Below are 18282 nucleotides of genomic sequence, written 5' to 3' on the forward strand. Positions count from 1 at the left end.
GAGGATGACGACTCCCAGTTGAAAATAGAAAGTACTAGTTTCTTTTTTTCTTAATATTCCGTTTGCTTTCCTTTAAATGATTTGCTTTAACAAGCATGTGATTTCTCAGTATTCTCACCATTCCATATGTCGATAATCCCCAAACAACTGTCAACACCAGCAACAATAACGTCGCAATAAACGCAAAAATATCAGGTGCTTTCATCAGCGTGGTCATAAGTGAGTCTTCGTAATAAAAAAACCACTGGTGGCCTTCTGGAAATACTTTGGTGTGTAGCCAATAAAAAACACGCGTAGCACCAAGGCTCAAAATAAGTGTTGTCAGTAAAAAAATTCCCGCTAAAAATCCCAGCAGAATTTTACGGGGCGATGGAAATGCGAGTTTCTGGCGATAAGCAACCCACAAAAAAAATGCCCATACAACTGCTCCCGCAATTCCGGCAATATAAAATTTGTTAATCAAATGACTAACGTCTTGCAGATGAATAATTTCTGCCTCGTGCATCAGCGGTAAGCGAGTGTCGTTGGGCAGATTGAAATAAATATCCGCCAAGCCTTCACCGTTGTTTTGTACGCTGTGGGTAATTTGCCCAAACAATTCCCAGTGGTCTTTGGGTTGCGTGAATTGGAATCCGTGAATGTAACGGTTGAGTGGTGCGTACTCGGCAATGTGTTTTTGCAATCCCAGTAATTGGTATCCCAGAGGGTAAGCAAAATTAATTTGCGCGAGTAAATGCCAAGCCAGCAAGCTGGTCGCTAATAACTGGCCAATAAAAACCAACGGCCAAATAACGTAGGGTGAAAGTCGGTAAGAGTTGATGTGCATAGTCTCAAGGGCGTGTGGTCAGGTGGCAGCAGCCTAGCGAGCTTGTAAGCAGAGCACAAGGTAAAAGCCGTGCATTATCTAATTATATGATTTATCATTCCACTCGATAAACATAACGAGGTCAACAACCATGAAACCCCTATCTTTCTGGCTTAAAGCCGCTTCCGCAGCCGCGCTTATTTTCTCGACCAGTTTCGTAAATGCCGATGCTAACCGCGAACGCCTATCGCTGGATCGCGGTTGGCTCTTTCATTTGGGCGATATTCCCATGCCCGAAATCAAAGGCCATGGCGCTTCCTACGGTAATGCCAAGGCGGGCAATGCGCCGGGTGCGGCGGGTCGTGAATATGATGACTCCGACTGGCGCAAGCTGGATTTACCGCACGATTGGGCGGTAGAAGGGCCGTTTGATCCCAACGCGAATATCTCGCAGGGTTACCGCCCACGCGGCGCGTCTTGGTATCGCCGTTATTTGCGTGTGGATGAAAGCGAGCGCGGTCGCCACTTTGAATTGCAGTTTGATGCCATAGCCACCCATTCAACCGTCTGGGTAAATGGCAATGTGGTTAGCCGCAATTGGTCTGGCTACAACTCAAATTACATCGACATCACTCCCTACTTGCGTTACGGCGATGCCATGAACACTATCGCGATCAAAGCGGACGCCAACCCCATGGAAGGTTGGTGGTACGAAGGTGCAGGTATTTATCGCCACGCTTGGCTGGTTAAATCCAACCCAGTTCATGTGGTGACCGATGGCGTGCACGCTACACCACGTAAAGCAGCGGGCGATAATAATTGGGAAATTCCCGTTGAAGTAACTCTGGATAACAGCGGCAAAGCAGCGGCCGATGTTTCTGTGGAAGTGAGTGTTTTTGATCCCGCTGGCAAGCAGGTCGCCAAACAAACACAGGCCGTAAACGTGCCACTGTTTACGCCGACAACCGCCAAACTCCCGATTGCAATTTCTAATCCCGCCATCTGGTCGTTGGAAAAAACCAATCTCTACCGCGTACAAACCCAAGTGTTTTCGCAAGGTAAAAAAATTGATGAAACTTCGCTAAATACCGGCTTCCGCACTATTCGTTTTGATGCGCAACAAGGCTTCTTTTTAAACGATAAACACGTGAAGTTGCAGGGCGTTTGTATTCACCAAGATCACGCGGGTGTTGGTGTTGCCGTACCCGATTCGATTTGGGAATACCGCTTGCGCCGCTTGAAGGAATTGGGTGTTAACGCGATCCGTTTCTCGCACAACGCACCCGCATCCGAAGTATTGGATTTGGTTGATCGTATGGGCTTTGTGGTGATGGATGAAAACCGCAACTTCAATCCATCGCCGGATTACATGAAGCAATTGGAATGGATGGTTCGCCGCGATCGTCATCACCCCGGCATTATTTTATGGTCTGTATTTAATGAAGAACCCGTGCAAGGCACAGAGGTTGGTTACGAAATGGTTCGCCGCATGAGTTCAGCGGTGAAAGCGCTGGATGATACTCGTCCGGTAACAGCGGCCATGAACAGTGGTTTCTTCACACCGCTCAACGTATCCCATGCGGTGGATGTGGTGGGCGCAAACTATCAAGTACCCGATTACGACCGCTTCCATAACGCGCACCCAGAAAAACCTTTCACCAGCTCGGAAGATACATCTGCATTTATGACACGCGGCGAATACACCACGGATAAAAGTAAAAACCTGATTGCCAGTTACGACGATGATTATGCACTCTGGGGCAATAGTCACCGCGACGCATGGCAGGCCATTGATACCCGCGCATATGTTGCCGGTGGTTTTGTGTGGACAGGTTTTGATTATCGCGGTGAGCCAACACCCAACGAGTGGCCATCAGTCAGCTCTGTGTTCGGCATTATGGATCTCAACGGCTTTGCAAAAGATGCCTACTACATTCATCAGGTTCAATGGATAAAAGATCGTCCACTGGTTTACCTTGCACCCCATTGGAATTGGGCAGGAAAGGAAGGGCAGGAAATTCGCGTGATGGTTATGGCCAACGTTGAGCGTGTAAAACTTCTGTTGAATGGTCGCGAATTAGGTGAACAAAAAGTCGATAACTACCGCATGAATTTCTTTAAGGTGGCTTACGAGGCCGGCAAGCTTGAAGCCATTGGCTACAAAGGCGAGAAAGAAGTTGCGCGTGCGTCGGTTGAAACAACGGGTAAAGCGGTTGCGTTAGAAATGATTCCAGATCGCAAAAGTTTGTTAGGCGATGGTCGTGATGCAATGCCGATAACCATACGTGCGTTGGATGCAAAAGGCCGCGCTGTACCCATTGATAATTCCGAAGTGACTTTTGAAATTTCTGGCGCAGGGAAATCCATTGGTCACGGCAATGGCGACCCTAATTCACACGAAGATGAAAAAGGTAAAACCCGCAAACTGTTTAATGGTCTTGCTCAATTAATTGTGCAATCCAATTATGAAAGTTCAGGCGACATTAAAGTTTCTGCTAGCGCCCCCGGGTTAAAATCCGCACGCGTGAGCATTCCGGTAAAAGCGGTAGCACCTGTGCCTTACGTTGCTGAATCTGCTGCGCCACTCACCTATTTAACGGATTGGCGTGTTTCACCTGCAAGCGCAGCGCCTTGGAATCCAACACAAGTGCTAGCGGATAATGACATGAACACTTGGGGTTGGGGCCAGCCACCTATGATGAACACGCCGGGTGATATTAAAGATGGAAAATACCGTTTGTATCGTACGCACTTTGCCCCGCGTAAAAATCTTGCAAACGGCAGCGGGAAAATCCATTTCTACAGCATTACCGGCAAAGCAGAAATTTGGTTAAACGGTGTGATGATTGCCAAGAAAGATAAATTCGCTCCCGGCGAATTAAATCTGGATTTGCCCGCAGGAGAAGGGCGCCGTCAACTAAATGTACTTGTAGAAGGTGATGGCGATAACAAAGCCGGTGTTGACGGGAATGTGGTGATAGAGCCTAAGAGGTAATTGCTTCTTGTGCGCTCTAATAAAAAAGGCGAACCAATTGGTTCGCCTTTTTTATTTTGATCAAACTTAATTAATTCGGCGTATTATCTGGATACCAAGGATAACTCCACACTTCGCTCAAGCGTTTGTCTTTGGTTTTCAGGAATAAGCGCATATCCACAACGTTATTGCCTTCGGGCTCAATTTTGAAGGATACGCGATAAGATTTTCCGTTAGGTAATCTGCTTACTTGTAAATCACTCAGCTTGCCGGCGTTTTTCATAAGATCCGCTTGAACAATAGTGCCTGCAGGCAATTTATCTAATTCGCCGCCTTGGAAGTCAATCGCAAATTGGCGTTTACTTTTTGGTGGTGGGTTTGATTGCGCAGCCACTGCACCCCAGCCCGTTTTTGTGCGCAAAACTTTTGCTAAAGGTTGATCGGGAATTTCTGCGTCGTAAGTAAAAAGCGTGTATTTATATTCACGCTCTTCGCCAGCTTTCATACTTTGTTCTGGCACCCAATAGGCAACCATATTGTCGTTGGCTTCGCTGTCTGATGGAATTTCTACCAACTCAACACGACCCTTGCCGAACGGAATATCGGGTTTCACCCAAATGCTGGGGCGTTTTTCGTATTTTGCTTCTGTATCTAAATAATTTTCAAAATTGCGGTCGCGTTGCAACATACCGAAACCTTGCGGATTGTTATCGCTCAGTGAAGATACATGCAGTGCGCGATGATTGGTTAGCGGACGCCAAATCCATTCGCTTGATGAGGTTTGCATCAATAGACCATCGGAGTTATGCACCTCATTGCGGAAGTCATCAAACTTATATTTGTTTACGCTGTTTTCACCAAACAAAAACATACTTGTTAAAGGTGCAACGCCGAGCTTCTTAATGTCTTTGCGAGCGTATAAACGCGCGGTCACTTTCACTTGGTTTTTTGCACCGGGGTACATATCAAAACGATAAGCGCCTGCAATTGACGGACTATCAAGCAGTGCATAAATCACAACGTGATTTTCTGTCGGTGTTGGTTTCAATAACCAAAATTCGCGGAAACTGGGGAACTCTTCGCCAGAGGATTCTGCGGTGTCAATCGCAAGGCCACGACCGGAAATACCATAAGCTTGGTTGGGGCCAATCATACGAAAGTAACTTGCACCACTGAACGCAAAAAATTCATCTTTATAATTCACATTGTTGAGCGGGTAGTGCAACCGAAATGCGGCAAAGCCGATGTCCTTTGGTGCTATGCCGGCAAGGCTTGCGGCAGGGCCTTCGTAATTAAAATATTCCTGTTTAAACTGCAAAATGGAATCGCCGTTGTTGGTGGCCATGTGCAAAATTTTTGGTTCTCTTGAAATGTAACCGGCATGGAAAAGTTGCACTTCAAATAAAGCTTCATTGCGCCATAAGGATGCCTCAGGGCGAAAGCGAATGGATCTGTATTGATCGTAATCCATTTTGGCGAGCGCTTCGGGAATGTTGGCGACCACCGGTTTGTAATTTTCTTTCGCTAATAATTTTGCGCGAGAGCTAATAGCATCGAATAAACCGGGTTGTGAAATTTCGGCACCCGTAGTTGGCTGGTTCGGTGTTGCTGCAATGCTAAAGGGGGTTGCAACACTTAAGGCGAGAAGTGTCGATAAGAGACTCGATACACGTAAAATACTTTTTGTGAATGGCTTGGAATTTTTAGATCCAGGCAGGGCGTGTGGCAAACGAATCATCCGCGGTCTCCGAACCAATTTTATAGTCGTTAAATAGTGAGTTTGGGTGCAGTGAGCTTTTGCTCCGCAAGGCTTCGTGATTGCACCAAAAGGTGATCATTATAATGGATTCTTCCCCCTTGTGGCCGTGCGTTCAACATGGTTGCGACCATTTTCCGCGAGTTATTTGTTGAAGGGGCTATGTGCAACAGGTTACAAGCGTCAATGCAACATCGTCTAGGTTTTCGCTAAACTGTTATTTTTAGGTTGAGGCAAGCATATGTATACACCGCTGACTCCGGCGCGCGAGCGCATTATGTTGTTTACGCTCATGGCGTTGCAGTTCACCATGATTGTCGATTTTATGATTATGATGCCGCTTTCCTCACAACTTATGGCGGTATTCTCAATTCAGCCGGGCGACTTTGGATTGTTGGTTTCTTCTTATTCCATTGCTGCTGGCGTTTCTTCGCTCCTTGCGTCTTCATTGGGGGATCGCTTTGATCGCCGCAATGCCTTGTTGGTTGCTTATATCGGTCTTCTCGTCGCAACTCTTGCCTGTGCTTACTCCAATTCCTACTCCGTTTTGTTAGTGGCCCGAATCATTGCTGGGTTTTTCGGTGGTGTTTTAAGCTCGATTGTATTGGCAATTGTTGGCGATATATTCCCTCCGCAAAAACGCGGCAAGGCAATGGGAATTGTGATGCTCGCATTTTCATTGGCGGCAATTGCAGGTGTACCTTTGGGGCTATTTATTTCTAACCACTTTTCGTGGCAAACACCATTTAGTTTTATTAGCTACGCCGGGATTCTGATATTAGCCATCGCCTATAAAATAGTGCCGAATGTTCGCGGTCATTTGGATCAGCCCCATGTAAATTTTTTTAGAAGCTACGTTGAGTTGTTTCGTATTTCCAACCACTGGTGGGCGTTCGCAACTTCTGGTCTGGTCATGTTTGCAGGGTTTATGGTGATTCCCTACATTGCGCCAACTATGGTTGCCAACACCGGCATGAGCGATCACGAATTACCTTATGTGTATTTGTGCGGCGGTTTAGCTACGTTGTTTACTCGCCCCTTTATCGGACGCATGACCGATAAACACAAGCATTGGAAAGTCTTGGCTGTGACGAGCTTGCTAAGTTTTATCCCTATTATTCTAGTGACTCAAACCTTGCATGTAGGATTTGTTTGGCAGTTGCTAATTGCAACTTTATTTTTTGTTTTTGTGAGTGGTCGTTTTATACCAACCTCAGCGTTAGTTACTGCGTCATGCGAGTCGCGGTTTCGCGGTCGCGTAATGGCATTTAGTTCTGCCGTGCAGAATTTGGGTTCTGGTTTTGCTGCCTTAATAGCGGGAGCCATTATGATTAAAGCACCGAGCGGAGAAATACTGCATTACGAGTTGGTTGGCTATATTGCGTGTGCGGTGAGTTTGCTAGCGATTTATACCGCGACCAAGGTAAAAGCGGTGAGTTGATTGGAGTGGTTTAGGTTTTTTAAAAAGCAAAAGCCCCTTAATTGGGGCTTTTGTTTAATTGGCGTTGTTGATTATGCCAAAAGTATTTCCAGTGTCTTTTCGTAAATGCCCGTTAACTTATTTAAATCATCCGCGCTAATGCATTCATTCACTTTATGAATAGTGGCGTTAATCGGGCCGAGCTCTACCACTTGCGCTCCGGTTGGTGCAATAAAGCGGCCGTCAGAGGTGCCGCCCGATGTTGAGAGTTCTGCATCTAAACCTGTCTCAGATTTAATTGCATCCACTACTGCATTGACCAAGTCGCCGCGCGGTGTGAGAAATGGTTGCCCGCTTAAAATCCATTGCAGTTCATATTGCAGTTTGTGTTTATTTAAAATCGCTTCGGTACGCTCGCGTAAAACTTTTTCAGTCAGTTCGGTTGAAAAGCGGAAATTAAAAACTACTTCTACTTCGCCGGGAATGACATTGGTCGCGCCGGTTCCGCCATTGATATTAGAAACTTGAAAACTTGTTGCAGGAAAAAATTCGTTGCCGTTGTCCCAATGTTCTGCTGTGAGTTCTGCTAAAGCGGGCGCCAATTTATGGATGGGGTTGTCTGCAAGGTGAGGATAGGCAACATGGCCTTGAATGCCTTTCACTTTTAAAATACCGCCGAGTGAACCGCGGCGACCGTTTTTAATTACATCACCAACCTGTTTGGTGCTGGATGGCTCACCCACAATGCACCACGCCATTTTGGTGTTGCGCGCTTCCAGCCACTCAACCACTTTAACCGTGCCGTTTACTGAGGGGCCTTCTTCGTCGCTGGTAATTAAAAATGCAATTCGGCCTTTATGGCTTGGATGCTTTGCCACAAAATTTTCGCAAGCGATTACCATACTTGCGAGCGAACCTTTCATATCTGCAGCGCCACGACCATGCAGCATTCCGTCGATGATTTTGGGTTCAAAGGGTGGATTATTCCAATTGGCTTCGGGGCCAGTGGGGACAACATCGGTGTGGCCGGCAAACGCAAGGATTGGCCCTTGGTCGCCGCGAATCGCCCAAAAATTATCAACATCGCCAAAGCGCAAGCGATCTACCTTAAAGCCTATAGCTTCAAGCCGTTTAATCATTAATTCTTGGCACCCGTTATCCTCCGGCGTTACCGAGCGGCAGCGAATAAGGTCCATGGCGAGTTGTATTGTGGGAGTTGTCATGCGGAAATCCAGTCAATTGAGCATGCTGCAATTCTACTAGGTTGTCTTGATGGGCTCCACCTTAATTGGCGTGCTAAAGCGCGGTAATTGGGTTTCCGTAACGAGTGTGAATTTAAAAAAGCAATGCGAAATATCTACGCAGGAAAACACAATGTTCAATTTATTAGGTGATGGAATTCGCCCGCGAGGCGGGCACTTTTCAGCGACTCGCTGCGTCACTATTGGTTTGTGTGCGCTTAAGAAAAGCTTGTGTGAGAGGCGATAATTCACGTTCAAGCCAAGTGCTCATGCCGATTTCATCATCACGCGCGTTTTCACAAATATCCTGAATGTCCGGGTCGCCATAAAATTTGGCGGCGGTGATAAGTACGCTGTAGGAGCTGATGGCGACGTGGGTAAACACGTAAAGCGTCATTGCACCTTTCACCACTTCATCGCTCATAGCGGTGCCCACCAAATTTTGCCCGGTGGCCATCAATTTTGCGCCTAGATCTTTGATGGTTGATGTGTCGCCGCCGAGGCGTTCGATACAGCTACGCAAACTTACTTGATGATTACGTGTGGTTTCAATGTGAGATTGAATAGCGGCTTTTAATTCAGCGTAATGTTCAATGCGATCAAACTGGCCTTTTAATAAAGTCTCCATTTGATTTTCCATGGCATGTGCGTCGCGCAACCAATCAACTAAATGTTCTTTTGGGTCGTTCATAATTACCTCCAGCATTTTCGCCGGGTTGAGGAGTAAAGCAGGGGGGGCGTAGGTAGGAGATTTTATTGTTCGTAAAATCTACTTATAGTTGGTGTGGCATGCGGAAGTCCTTTTCCGCCAGATGGCATTAAGACTTACGTCCGCCACCGTGGCTGTTTTCGCCACCCTTCTTACCTGCTTCAGAGGCACGCTCTGGGTCGTTTTTAAAATTGCCGCCGCTCATGCTGCCGCCTTTTTTGCCAGCTTCAGATGCGCGTTCCGGGTCGTTTGCAAAACCTTTACCACCTTTACTTGTAGCCATTTTGTAACCCTCATATTAATGGAAAAACAACTGTGCTTTTGACACACTTCTATCGAACACTTTCGGGTGAAAGTGTTATTTACTTTTTAAAATAATTCGTTTGAAATATTTTAAAAAAATAAATTTTTTAATATTTTCTCTTGTTAACTTTTGCGTTATGGATGCCTTGTCTTTATTGAGACTTTAATGTTGGTCTTGTGTTAAAACCGTTCGCTGCCCAACACAAATCACAGCAAGTTTTTAAGCTCCATTTTTTTGTAGTATTGAATTTATCTTTCGTCTAGTTTTCGATGCTTTTTGGGAAAAGTCGTTTGATTACACGCCTTGTCTTTTTCGGGATTTGTACAGCAAAACCAAGCAGGTCAACACTGTGGCACCCATAACAACTTTTGTAATAACAGCTTCTGGTTTGTGTTTCCATTGCGCGCCGGTTCCGTATTCTTTGAGTAAATTAGGTTTGTTGCCGTTTGTAATGTCTGTCACAAGCGCCTCAACAACATTTACGCGGTCGGCCAAGAGTAACGCGAGCCAATGGATAAGCTTGCCTTCGCTGTATTTGAATGCAAAGCGTCTGATTTTTCCGCTCACTCCTGACGGTGGCGCAGCAGTACCAAAAGTTGCCGTAAGATTTGGACGTTCAATCGATTGCAAAATTTCTGTGGTTGCGGGCTGTAGCGGTGGCCTATCCCAGTAGTAATTTTTGGTCGTTTCATTGGTGCGTTGGCGCATAGGGAATGTCGGGTCATTGTTGCGGTTGGCGTCTATGCCCCAACCTTTAATGTGTGAATTTTCGTGCGCGTAAATGCTGTGTTTGCTTTGCGTTTTAGTTTCAGACGCAATAGGTCTATCAGTGAATTTTTCCATGATGTGTATCTCTCAGTTGGGTTGTTGAGTGATTACTTGATGATGTGATTAACACAGGTTTTATACATTCATCGAGCTTGTCAGAAAAAATTCGATAAGCATCGGCAACATCTTCGAGAGGAATTCGGTGAGTAATAAGTTTTTTGGGATCTAAAATCCCATTTTGAACGTGCTGAATTAATGTAGGTAGCAAGCGTTTTACCGACGCCTGATTGGCGCGAATTGTGATGCCTTTGTTAATTACGTTGCCTATAGGAATAAAATTCCCCGTTGGCCCGTAAACGCCAACGATTGAAACCACGCCGCCTTTTTTAACGGAATTTATTGCCCAACATAGTGCAGTGGGAGAGCCGGCTTGCAGTAATAATTTTCTGCCTGTGAGGGATTGCATAAGGCTGCCAGTTGCCTCCGCACCTACTGCATCTATGCAAACATCTGCGCCTAAAAAATCGGTAATTTTTTTAATAAACAGAACGGGGTCTTTCATGGAGCGAAAATTATAGGCTTCGCATTGCGCGTAATTTTTCGCAAACTCGAGGCGATAATCTAATTCGTCAATAACAATGACGCGCCCCGCGCCAAATAGCCATGCGCATTTCGCAGCCATAATGCCAATTGGACCAGCACCAAAGACAACAACTGTATCGCCAATTTGTATGCCGCCCATTTCGGCGGCTTGGTAACCCGTGGGAACAACATCTGTTAACAGCACCGCATCGTCTAAATCCATGCCAGGCGGAATAATTGTTGGGCCAACATCGGCGTAGGGCACGCGTACATATTCCGCTTGCCCTCCATGATAACCACCGGCCATGTGTGAGTATCCAAAAATTCCGCCCACAGCCGTAGCTTGCGGATTTGATTCGTGACAATTTCCAAACAGACCTTGCTTACAAAAAACGCATTTTCCGCATGCAATATTAAACGGCACCAATACGTGATCGCCTACTTTCAGTTTTTGAATGTCCCCACCTAGTTCGGTGACAACGCCGGTGAATTCGTGTCCAAAAGTTGTTCCAACTCGCGTATCGGGAACATTGCCGTTGTATAGATGTAAATCTGATCCGCATATGCAAGATCGTGTAACCCGAATGATTGCATCTTGTGGATGGAGTATTTCCGGTACGGGCATTTGACTTGCTCGTATCCGACCGGGTCCTCTGTAATTCATCGCTAACATAAATGCCCTCCGTTACGCTTATGGCAGGTTGCGCAGAATTTAAAAAGCAAAGGCTACGCCCAATCTGTGCTTCTGTAGGTACGGCAGATGACGAAAGTGTTTGTTAAAATTTAGCGCTCGGGTTTTACAAACGAGGCGAAAGCGGAACAAGGCGGAGAGCAGAGCGAGGCGGTGAATAGCACAACGCAGAAGTTAAAAAAATAAAAAAGATCGCGGTTCGTAACGCAGGTTTTTAAAAAGAAAAAGCCAGGTTATTGGCCTGGCTTTTGAAGAGTTCACTTTAGGTTTTATTCGCCAGACAAGCCGACGTAAACTTCGTGTACATCATCATCGTCGTCAATTGCCGCTAAAAAGGCTTCCACTTCTTCCAATGCTTCGCCTGATAAGCTCACAGGATTTTTGGGGCGATAACCAATTTTTGCTGAGTCAACGGTAAAACCTTGTGCAGGTAATGCTTTTTGTACCACATCTAAATCGGTGATGTCGGTGATAAACAAAGCCGAGCCGTCGTCATTGATTTCAAAATCTTGTGCGCCTGCTTCAATCGCGGCCATTTCCGGATCTGCCTCTTTATTCGCAGGTGTAGCTTCAATCATACCTACGTGATCGAAATCCCAGGATACAGAACCTGAGGCACCTAATTGGCCTTTGCGAAATAATCCGCGGATATTTGAAATGGTGCGGTTAACGTTATCGGTTAAACATTCAACGATGACTGGCACCTGATGAGGAGCAAAACCTTCATACACAACTTTCTCGTAGCTGATGCCACCGTCCAATTGGCCTGAACCTTTTTTAATGGCGCGCTCAAGAGTCTCACGTGTCATTGATGCTTTCTTTGCTGCATGAATGGCAAGGCGTAAACGCGGGTTCATATCCGGATCTGCACCGTTGCGTGCGGCGATCATGATTTCTTTCGTAAGTTTGGTAAACAATTTACCTTTTGCACTAGCGGCCGCTTCGCGACCTTTCGCTTTCCATTGAGCGCCCATAATATTTCTCGCTATATGTTAAAGATTAATTTTTGTGTAAGGCTGTGTTTAACTGTAACGCGCTTTTATTCGTCACTACTTCAACGCGACCGCTGATTGAATTGCGACGGAAAACCAAATCAGACACATTCGCTAATTCGCGTGCTTTTACTGTTTTTACTTCTGCGCCGGTATCATCAAGCATAACAACTTTGGTGCCTGCGGTTATGTATAAACCAGATTCAATTTTGCAGCGATCGCCTAATGGAATACCTGTACCCGCGTTAGCACCGATCAAAGATTCTTTTCCAATAGAGATAACTATGTTACCACCGCCAGAAAGAGTTCCCATAGTGGAGCTGCCACCACCTAAATCTGAACCAGCGCCTACAAAAACGCCGGCAGAAATGCGGCCTTCAATCATCGCGGGGCCTTCGGTACCGGCATTAAAGTTCACAAAGCCTTCATGCATGATGGTGGTGCCTTCGCCGAGATAAGCGCCCAAACGCACGCGTGCCGTGTGTGCAACACGTACGCCTTTTGGCACCACGTAGTTGGTCATTTTGGGGAATTTATCTACGCAGGAAACTTCCAGTTCCTCACCGTTCAAGCGTGCTTGTAATTGCGCTGCAGGCAATTCATTAATATCAATTGCACCTTTGTTGGTCCAGGCAACATTGGGTAGCACGCCAAAAATGCCAGCCAGCACTGTATTGTGTGGTTTAACCAAGCGATGCGACAACAAATGTAACTTCAAATAACCTTCGGGTACGGAAGCAGGATTGGTGTCAGTCGCAAGAAGTGTCGCAACCAGCGGACGTTTGCTATTTACAAGTGATTTAGCAAGCGCTGCTTGTTCTGCATCCACAGATTCCAAGACTTTTGCAATTTCACCGGCTTGCGCCTTGGTAATTGCGATTGCTTGGTTGCCTTCGCTGTAACCTACGGCTTTAGCAAGGGCGCCAGCAACTGCTGCTGATGGATTTAAAAGTGGTGCAGCGTAAAAAACTTCTAGCCATTCGCCTTTTGAATTTTGTGTGCCTATGCCTAAGCCGAGTGCGTATAGAGTTGTCATGGTTTTTCCTGATAATAACTAATTAAAAATTTTTGCGTATTCTGCGTCTTTAAAACCCAGCTGCTTTTTCGTGCCGGTTTCTAATAATGGTCGCTTTATTAAAGTCGGGTTTTTCAAAATTATGGCGACAGCACTTTTTTCCGTAAAGTTTGCTTTAGTGCTTTCGTCTAATTCTTTCCAGGTTGTACTGCGTTTGTTAACTAAACTCTCCAAACCGATTTCAGCAATCCAGCTTTTAACTTGATCCTTGTCCAAGCCGTCCGCGCGGAAATCGTGGAAGCGATACTCGATATTATTTTTCGCGAGCCAATCACGCGCTTTTTTAACTGTGTCGCAATTTTTAATGCCGTATAGAGTGGTCATGCTTAAGGCTTCAATACAATTTTTGGTTTCTTTCGGTTTGGGTAAGTTGTTGTGCATATCTCACACACAGTGCCATCGCAACCGCGAGCCGAGCAGTGTTCTCGGCCATAATAAATAATTTGCAAATGCAAGGCGTTCCAACTTTCTTTTGGAAAGAGTCGCTTTAAATCTTTTTCTGTTTGTACAACATTTTTACCGCTGGTTAATCCCCAGCGTTGTGCTAGTCGGTGAATGTGCGTATCCACCGGAAAAGCGGGATGACCAAAGGCCTGGCTCATCACAACACTTGCTGTTTTGTGGCCAACGCCGGGTAAGCGTTCCAGTGCATCCCAATCGTCCGGGACACGGCCACCATGTTCATTCACCAACATTTTCGATAGCACAGAAATGGCTTTGGATTTTTGCGGTGACAAACCACAGGGTCGAATAATTTCCTGAATTTTTTCTACTGGCACTTTTGCCATATCGTGCGGATTATCGGCCAATGCGAATAAAGCTGGCGTAACCGTGTTAACCCTTGCATCGGTACATTGCGCTGAAAGCAAAACAGCAATCAATAAAGTGTAAGCGTCCTTGTGATCCAGCGGGATGGGCGGGTTCGGGTAAAGCTGCTGAAGCTTTTCACGAATGTAATCCGCACGTTCCTGTTTGGATAATTTTTTTAACTCGGTCATAGCGATTGTACAAAAGCCTTAATGCGTTCCGCAGCCTGGATACATTCAGCGAGCGGTGCAACAAGCGCCATACGCACGTAATCCTCACCGGGATTCACACCCTGAGCTTCGCGTGCTAAATAGCTACCCGGTAAGACAGTCACTTTCTGGGCTTCAAATAATTTTTGTGCAAACACTTCGCCCTTGATGGGGGTTTTCGGCCACAAATAAAAACTGGCGTCGGGCTTTTGCACATCTAACACACCGTCAAGTATTTGCAGAACGGCATCAAATTTCTTGCGGTAGGCGCTTCTATTTTCCACAACATGAGTTTCATCTTGCCATGCGGCTACGCTGGCTAATTGTGTTGGAACCGGCATGGCGCATCCGTGATAGGTGCGGTACAGCAAAAATTTTTCCAGAATTTTTGCATCGCCGCCAACAAAACCGGAGCGCAAGCCCGGCAGGTTAGAGCGTTTAGACAAACTGTGGAAAACCACACAGCGTGCAAAATCATCGCGCCCCAATTCTGCACAAGCTTGTAACAGCCCTGCGGGAGGGTTCTGCTCATCAAAATAAAGTTCTGAATAGCATTCGTCGGATGCAATCACAAAGTCGTATTTGTCTGCGAGCGCGATCAACTCTTTTAATTGAGTTGTGCTCATTACCGCACCGGTCGGATTTCCGGGTGAACAAATAAACAGTAATTGTGTTTGCTCCCAAATTTCCGCGGGTACTGCAGCGAAGTCAGGAATAAAATTATTCTCCGGCGTGCAGTTTAAAAAATGGGGTTCCGCGCCGGATAAAATCGCAGCTCCTTCGTAAATTTGATAGAAGGGATTGGGTGAAACAATAATTGGATTTGGTTTGGTGCGGTCGACAATTGCTTGTGCAAACGCAAAAAGTGCTTCGCGTGTACCATTTACGGGTAATACATGTTTGTCGGCCGTAAATGTTCCTGAATTCAATTTGAACCGTTTACTCGCCCAGCTTGCGATAGCCTCGCGTAACTCAGGAATACCTTTAGTGGTAGGATAGTTGCTCAGCTTGTTAAGGTTCTTTACTAGTGTGTCTAATACGAAGGCTGGCGGCTCGTGTTTTGGTTCGCCGATGGACAGCATAATATCGTTTAAATCTTTTGGCGCTGTAACGGCCGCTTTCAACGCCGCGAGCTTTTCAAAAGGATAGGGATGTAATAAATCTAAATCTTTGTTCATCTTGTCGTTCACTAAGTTGCGCGCGTGTGGTTTCAGTGAAGGTCCGCGCGCTTGTCTAATTGTTCGCGAATTTCGCGCTGTAGATTCTCTGCGACCGCTGTGTCGATCAACGGATTCCCCTGATTGTCCACAATGAAGAAAATATCTTCAACGCGTTCGCCCAGTGTTGCGATTTTTGCGTTGATCAGATGTATTCCAAATTGCATAAAGATACGGCCAATACAGGCTAGCAATCCGGGTCTATCGGGTGAAATAACTTCCAGCACACTACAGTTGCGCACAGTGTCGTGGCTCAAGCTGGTTCGGGTAGGCATGGCAAAATATTTCATACGACGTGGTGTGCGGCGGCTGATCACTTCAGAATAGTTATCCGCTAAACGCAATTCTTCCAACAAGCTTTGGTGGATATTTTTAAGCAACGTTGGATTGCTGCCCAAAGGTTTGCCGTCTTGGTTGAGTACAAAGAAGGTATCTATGGTATATCCCGAGTTGGAGCTGTAAATCTTGGCGTCTTGAATGCTGAGATTTAAATGATCCAATGCTGAGGCCGCTGCAACAAAAACGTTCTTTTGGTTTTTGGTGCGAATAAAAATTTGTGTCGCGCCCGCTAATTCGCGATTCGTGGTTTTCTTGATAAGAATGAGCGGTTCATCGTGTAAATGACCTGCGATCGCTTCTGTATGCCATGCAATATCGGCCACGCTTTCGCGCAAGAAATAATCTTCACCCATATCGCGCCAGAATTCCCAAATTTGCGATTCGCTAAGACGGCTGTTACCTAATTTACGAATGGCCGCTTGTTGGGTTTCTTCAATCAAATCATGTTTATCTATTGCGTTTTCTAAACCACGGCGCAATGCGCGCTTGGTTTCCATATAGAGCTGGCGCATTAAGCTTGCACGCCACGTATTCCACAGCTCTTTGTTAGTGCCGTTAATATCAGCAACAGTGAGTGCAAAAAGATAATCCAAGTGCATTTGGTCGCCCACAATGAGCGCAAAATTCCGAATGACTTCGGGGTCTGATAAATCTTGCTTTTGTGAGACGGAAGACATCAACAAATGCTTCTCAACGAGCCACGAAACTAAACGTGTTTCCCGCGCAGAAATGCCGTGGCGTTTACAAAAAATCTCTGCGTCCACCGCGCCTAAGGTAGAGTGATCGCCACCGCGGCCTTTACCAATATCGTGATAAAGCCCGGCGATGTACAGCAAATCAAGGCGTGGTAAGCGTGTCATGATGTGCGCGGAAATAGGAAATTCTTCTTTCGCACTGGGTAACAAAAAATTACACATGTTTTGCACGACTTTTAAGGTGTGCGCATCGACAGTGTAGATATGAAATAAATCGTGTTGCATTTGGCCGGTGACTTGGCCAAATTCCGGTAGATACAAACCGAGGATGCCATAACGCAACATGCGTTTTAGTTGTTCTACCAAGCCGCCGGGATACTGCAATAGCTTGATAAAGAGCTGGGTATTTTTGGGATTGTTGCGGAACTCATCATCGATCAGATGGCGGCTCTCGCGCACCAAGCGAATGGTTGATGCACGTACGCCCACAATCTTGGGGTTTTGTGCCATCAGCACAAACATTTCCAATAATGCCGATGGGTTTTCTTCAAACACATAGGTATGGGTAGCTTCGATGTAGTTATCGCGTAGCTGAAAACGTTCATTAACGGAGACAACGCTTTTACATTTGCCTTTTTGCAGAATAGCTTCCGATAAAAACTGCAAAAGCACATCATTCAATTCACGCAAAGAAAGCACGGTTCGATAATACTTATGCATGAATTGCTCAACGGCAAGCGAGCCTTCTTCATCAACATAACCGAATAATTTGGCGAGCTCGCGTTGATAGTCAAACATCAGCCGCTCTTCGGCCCGCTTGGCTACCATGTGCAGGCCGTAGCGTACACGCCATAAATATTCTTCGCCGCTGTAAAGCAACGAGAATTCCTCTTCGGTAAAAAAGCCTTTGCCTTCTAACTGCTTTAGAGTGCGAACCTGGAAATAACGTTTTGCTACCCAGCTAATCGTTTGGATATCGCGCAAGCCGCCTGGGGCATTTTTAATATTGGGTTCAAGGTTGTATTCGGTGTCGTTATATTTTTTGTGACGCGCGATTTGCTCGTCCCACTTTGCGCGGAAGAAATCTTCTGCAGACCAAATATTGTTGGGAGCTGATTGTTGTAAGAGTTCATGGCGAAGGGATTCATCGCCCACCAAAGTGCGCGATTCCATGATATTGGTGGCAACAGTAATATCGTTGCGCGCAATTTCAATGCATTGTTTTACCGTGCGTACACTGCTGCCAATTTCGAGTTTGATATCCCACAGGAAGGTAAAAAACTGGCCGATTTTTTCTTCGCATTCCGCAAGCACTTCTGGCCTGTGCAAAATCAATAAATCAATGTCGGAAGCAGGGTGTAACTCGCCACGTCCGTAACCGCCAACAGCTTCGAGGCTGATGCTGTCTGGCCAATCGAATTTGTGCCATGCGTAATGCAAAATGCAGTCGATAAAAAGCGCGCGCTCGTACACCAATGTGCGTATATCTTCGCCTTCCACAAAACGGCGATTGAATTGCAAATTGGCTGCGCTAATGGCGTCTTTAAAAACGGTGATGTGCGGTTGTTCGGCCAAAGCTCGCCTGAAGCGGCTTTGGTCAAAGAAAAATAAGGGCCGCTCGAAGTAGGGCACCGCAGTCATCAACATAGTTTGCTATCCGAATTGGTTTCGAAAAGGCAGCACATCAGTGCAACTGAT

15 protein-coding genes are annotated in these 18282 nt (G+C 46.1%); 2 read left to right on the forward strand and 13 right to left on the reverse strand.

The features are described 5' to 3' along the window. Positions 1 to 34: 34 nt before the first annotated feature. A complete protein-coding gene (locus U1F02_RS13895) occupies positions 35 to 826 on the reverse strand; it encodes a DUF1461 domain-containing protein (protein ID WP_409991006.1) in 792 nt (263 codons plus the stop codon). Positions 827 to 956: 130 nt separating this feature from the next. On the opposite strand from U1F02_RS13895, the gene galA reads away from it, so the two are divergent. After that, positions 957 to 3800 (forward strand): beta-galactosidase GalA, encoded by a 2844-nt coding sequence (galA, locus tag U1F02_RS13900; RefSeq protein ID WP_409991007.1) that lies wholly within the window; start codon positions 957 to 959, stop codon positions 3798 to 3800. A gap of 70 nt (positions 3801 to 3870) precedes the next feature. On the opposite strand, the gene U1F02_RS13905 is transcribed toward galA, so the two are convergent. Then, the gene (locus U1F02_RS13905) at positions 3871 to 5517 is read right to left on the reverse strand and encodes a glucan biosynthesis protein (protein ID WP_409991008.1); all 1647 of its coding nucleotides are present in this window, start codon (positions 5515 to 5517) and stop codon (positions 3871 to 3873) included. 259 nt (positions 5518 to 5776) lie between these two features. Between U1F02_RS13905 and U1F02_RS13910 the strand changes: the two genes are divergently transcribed. After that, positions 5777 to 6976, forward strand: coding sequence for an MFS transporter (locus tag U1F02_RS13910; protein ID WP_409991009.1), 1200 nt, complete (start codon positions 5777 to 5779; stop codon positions 6974 to 6976). A gap of 71 nt (positions 6977 to 7047) precedes the next feature. On the opposite strand, the gene dapE is transcribed toward U1F02_RS13910, so the two are convergent. The 11 genes from dapE to U1F02_RS13965 form a co-directional block, all read right to left on the reverse strand. After that, positions 7048 to 8178: a succinyl-diaminopimelate desuccinylase gene (dapE, locus tag U1F02_RS13915; RefSeq protein ID WP_409991010.1), complete on the reverse strand. Its 1131-nt coding sequence runs from the start codon at positions 8176 to 8178 to the stop codon at positions 7048 to 7050. Between the two features lie 199 nt (positions 8179 to 8377). Then, positions 8378 to 8887 carry a ferritin-like domain-containing protein gene (locus U1F02_RS13920; protein ID WP_409991011.1) on the reverse strand — a complete coding sequence of 170 codons (510 nt, stop codon included), beginning with the start codon at positions 8885 to 8887 and terminating at the stop codon, positions 8378 to 8380. A 127-nt stretch (positions 8888 to 9014) separates the two neighbouring features. Then, complete coding sequence (locus U1F02_RS13925) at positions 9015 to 9188, reverse strand: general stress protein (protein WP_409991012.1); 174 nt, start codon at positions 9186 to 9188, stop codon at positions 9015 to 9017. A gap of 315 nt (positions 9189 to 9503) precedes the next feature. Then, a complete protein-coding gene (locus U1F02_RS13930; protein WP_409991013.1) occupies positions 9504 to 10052 on the reverse strand; it encodes a hypothetical protein in 549 nt (182 codons plus the stop codon). Beyond that, positions 10036 to 11184: a zinc-dependent alcohol dehydrogenase gene (locus tag U1F02_RS13935; RefSeq protein WP_409991014.1), complete on the reverse strand. Its 1149-nt coding sequence runs from the start codon at positions 11182 to 11184 to the stop codon at positions 10036 to 10038. Before U1F02_RS13935 ends, U1F02_RS13930 begins: the two co-directional genes overlap by 17 nt. A 335-nt stretch (positions 11185 to 11519) precedes the next feature. Further along, the gene (locus U1F02_RS13940; RefSeq protein WP_409991015.1) at positions 11520 to 12224 is read right to left on the reverse strand and encodes a YebC/PmpR family DNA-binding transcriptional regulator; all 705 of its coding nucleotides are present in this window, start codon (positions 12222 to 12224) and stop codon (positions 11520 to 11522) included. A gap of 25 nt (positions 12225 to 12249) precedes the next feature. Further along, positions 12250 to 13278: a 2,3,4,5-tetrahydropyridine-2,6-dicarboxylate N-succinyltransferase gene (gene dapD, locus U1F02_RS13945; RefSeq protein ID WP_409991016.1), complete on the reverse strand. Its 1029-nt coding sequence runs from the start codon at positions 13276 to 13278 to the stop codon at positions 12250 to 12252. A gap of 18 nt (positions 13279 to 13296) precedes the next feature. Then, entirely contained in the window at positions 13297 to 13641 is a 345-nt protein-coding gene (locus tag U1F02_RS13950) for an ArsC family reductase (protein WP_409991017.1), read from the reverse strand. A 2-nt stretch (positions 13642 to 13643) separates the two neighbouring features. Further along, entirely contained in the window at positions 13644 to 14315 is a 672-nt protein-coding gene (nth, locus tag U1F02_RS13955; protein WP_409991018.1) for an endonuclease III, read from the reverse strand. Continuing rightward, a complete protein-coding gene (gene dapC / locus U1F02_RS13960; RefSeq protein WP_409991019.1) occupies positions 14312 to 15511 on the reverse strand; it encodes a succinyldiaminopimelate transaminase in 1200 nt (399 codons plus the stop codon). Before dapC ends, nth begins: the two co-directional genes overlap by 4 nt. 32 nt (positions 15512 to 15543) lie before the next feature. Beyond that, the gene (locus U1F02_RS13965; protein WP_409991020.1) at positions 15544 to 18231 is read right to left on the reverse strand and encodes a [protein-PII] uridylyltransferase; all 2688 of its coding nucleotides are present in this window, start codon (positions 18229 to 18231) and stop codon (positions 15544 to 15546) included. Positions 18232 to 18282 lie beyond the last annotated feature (51 nt).

The organism is Cellvibrio sp., from assembly GCF_046347455.1.
Taxonomy (GTDB): Bacteria; Pseudomonadota; Gammaproteobacteria; order Pseudomonadales; family Cellvibrionaceae; genus Cellvibrio.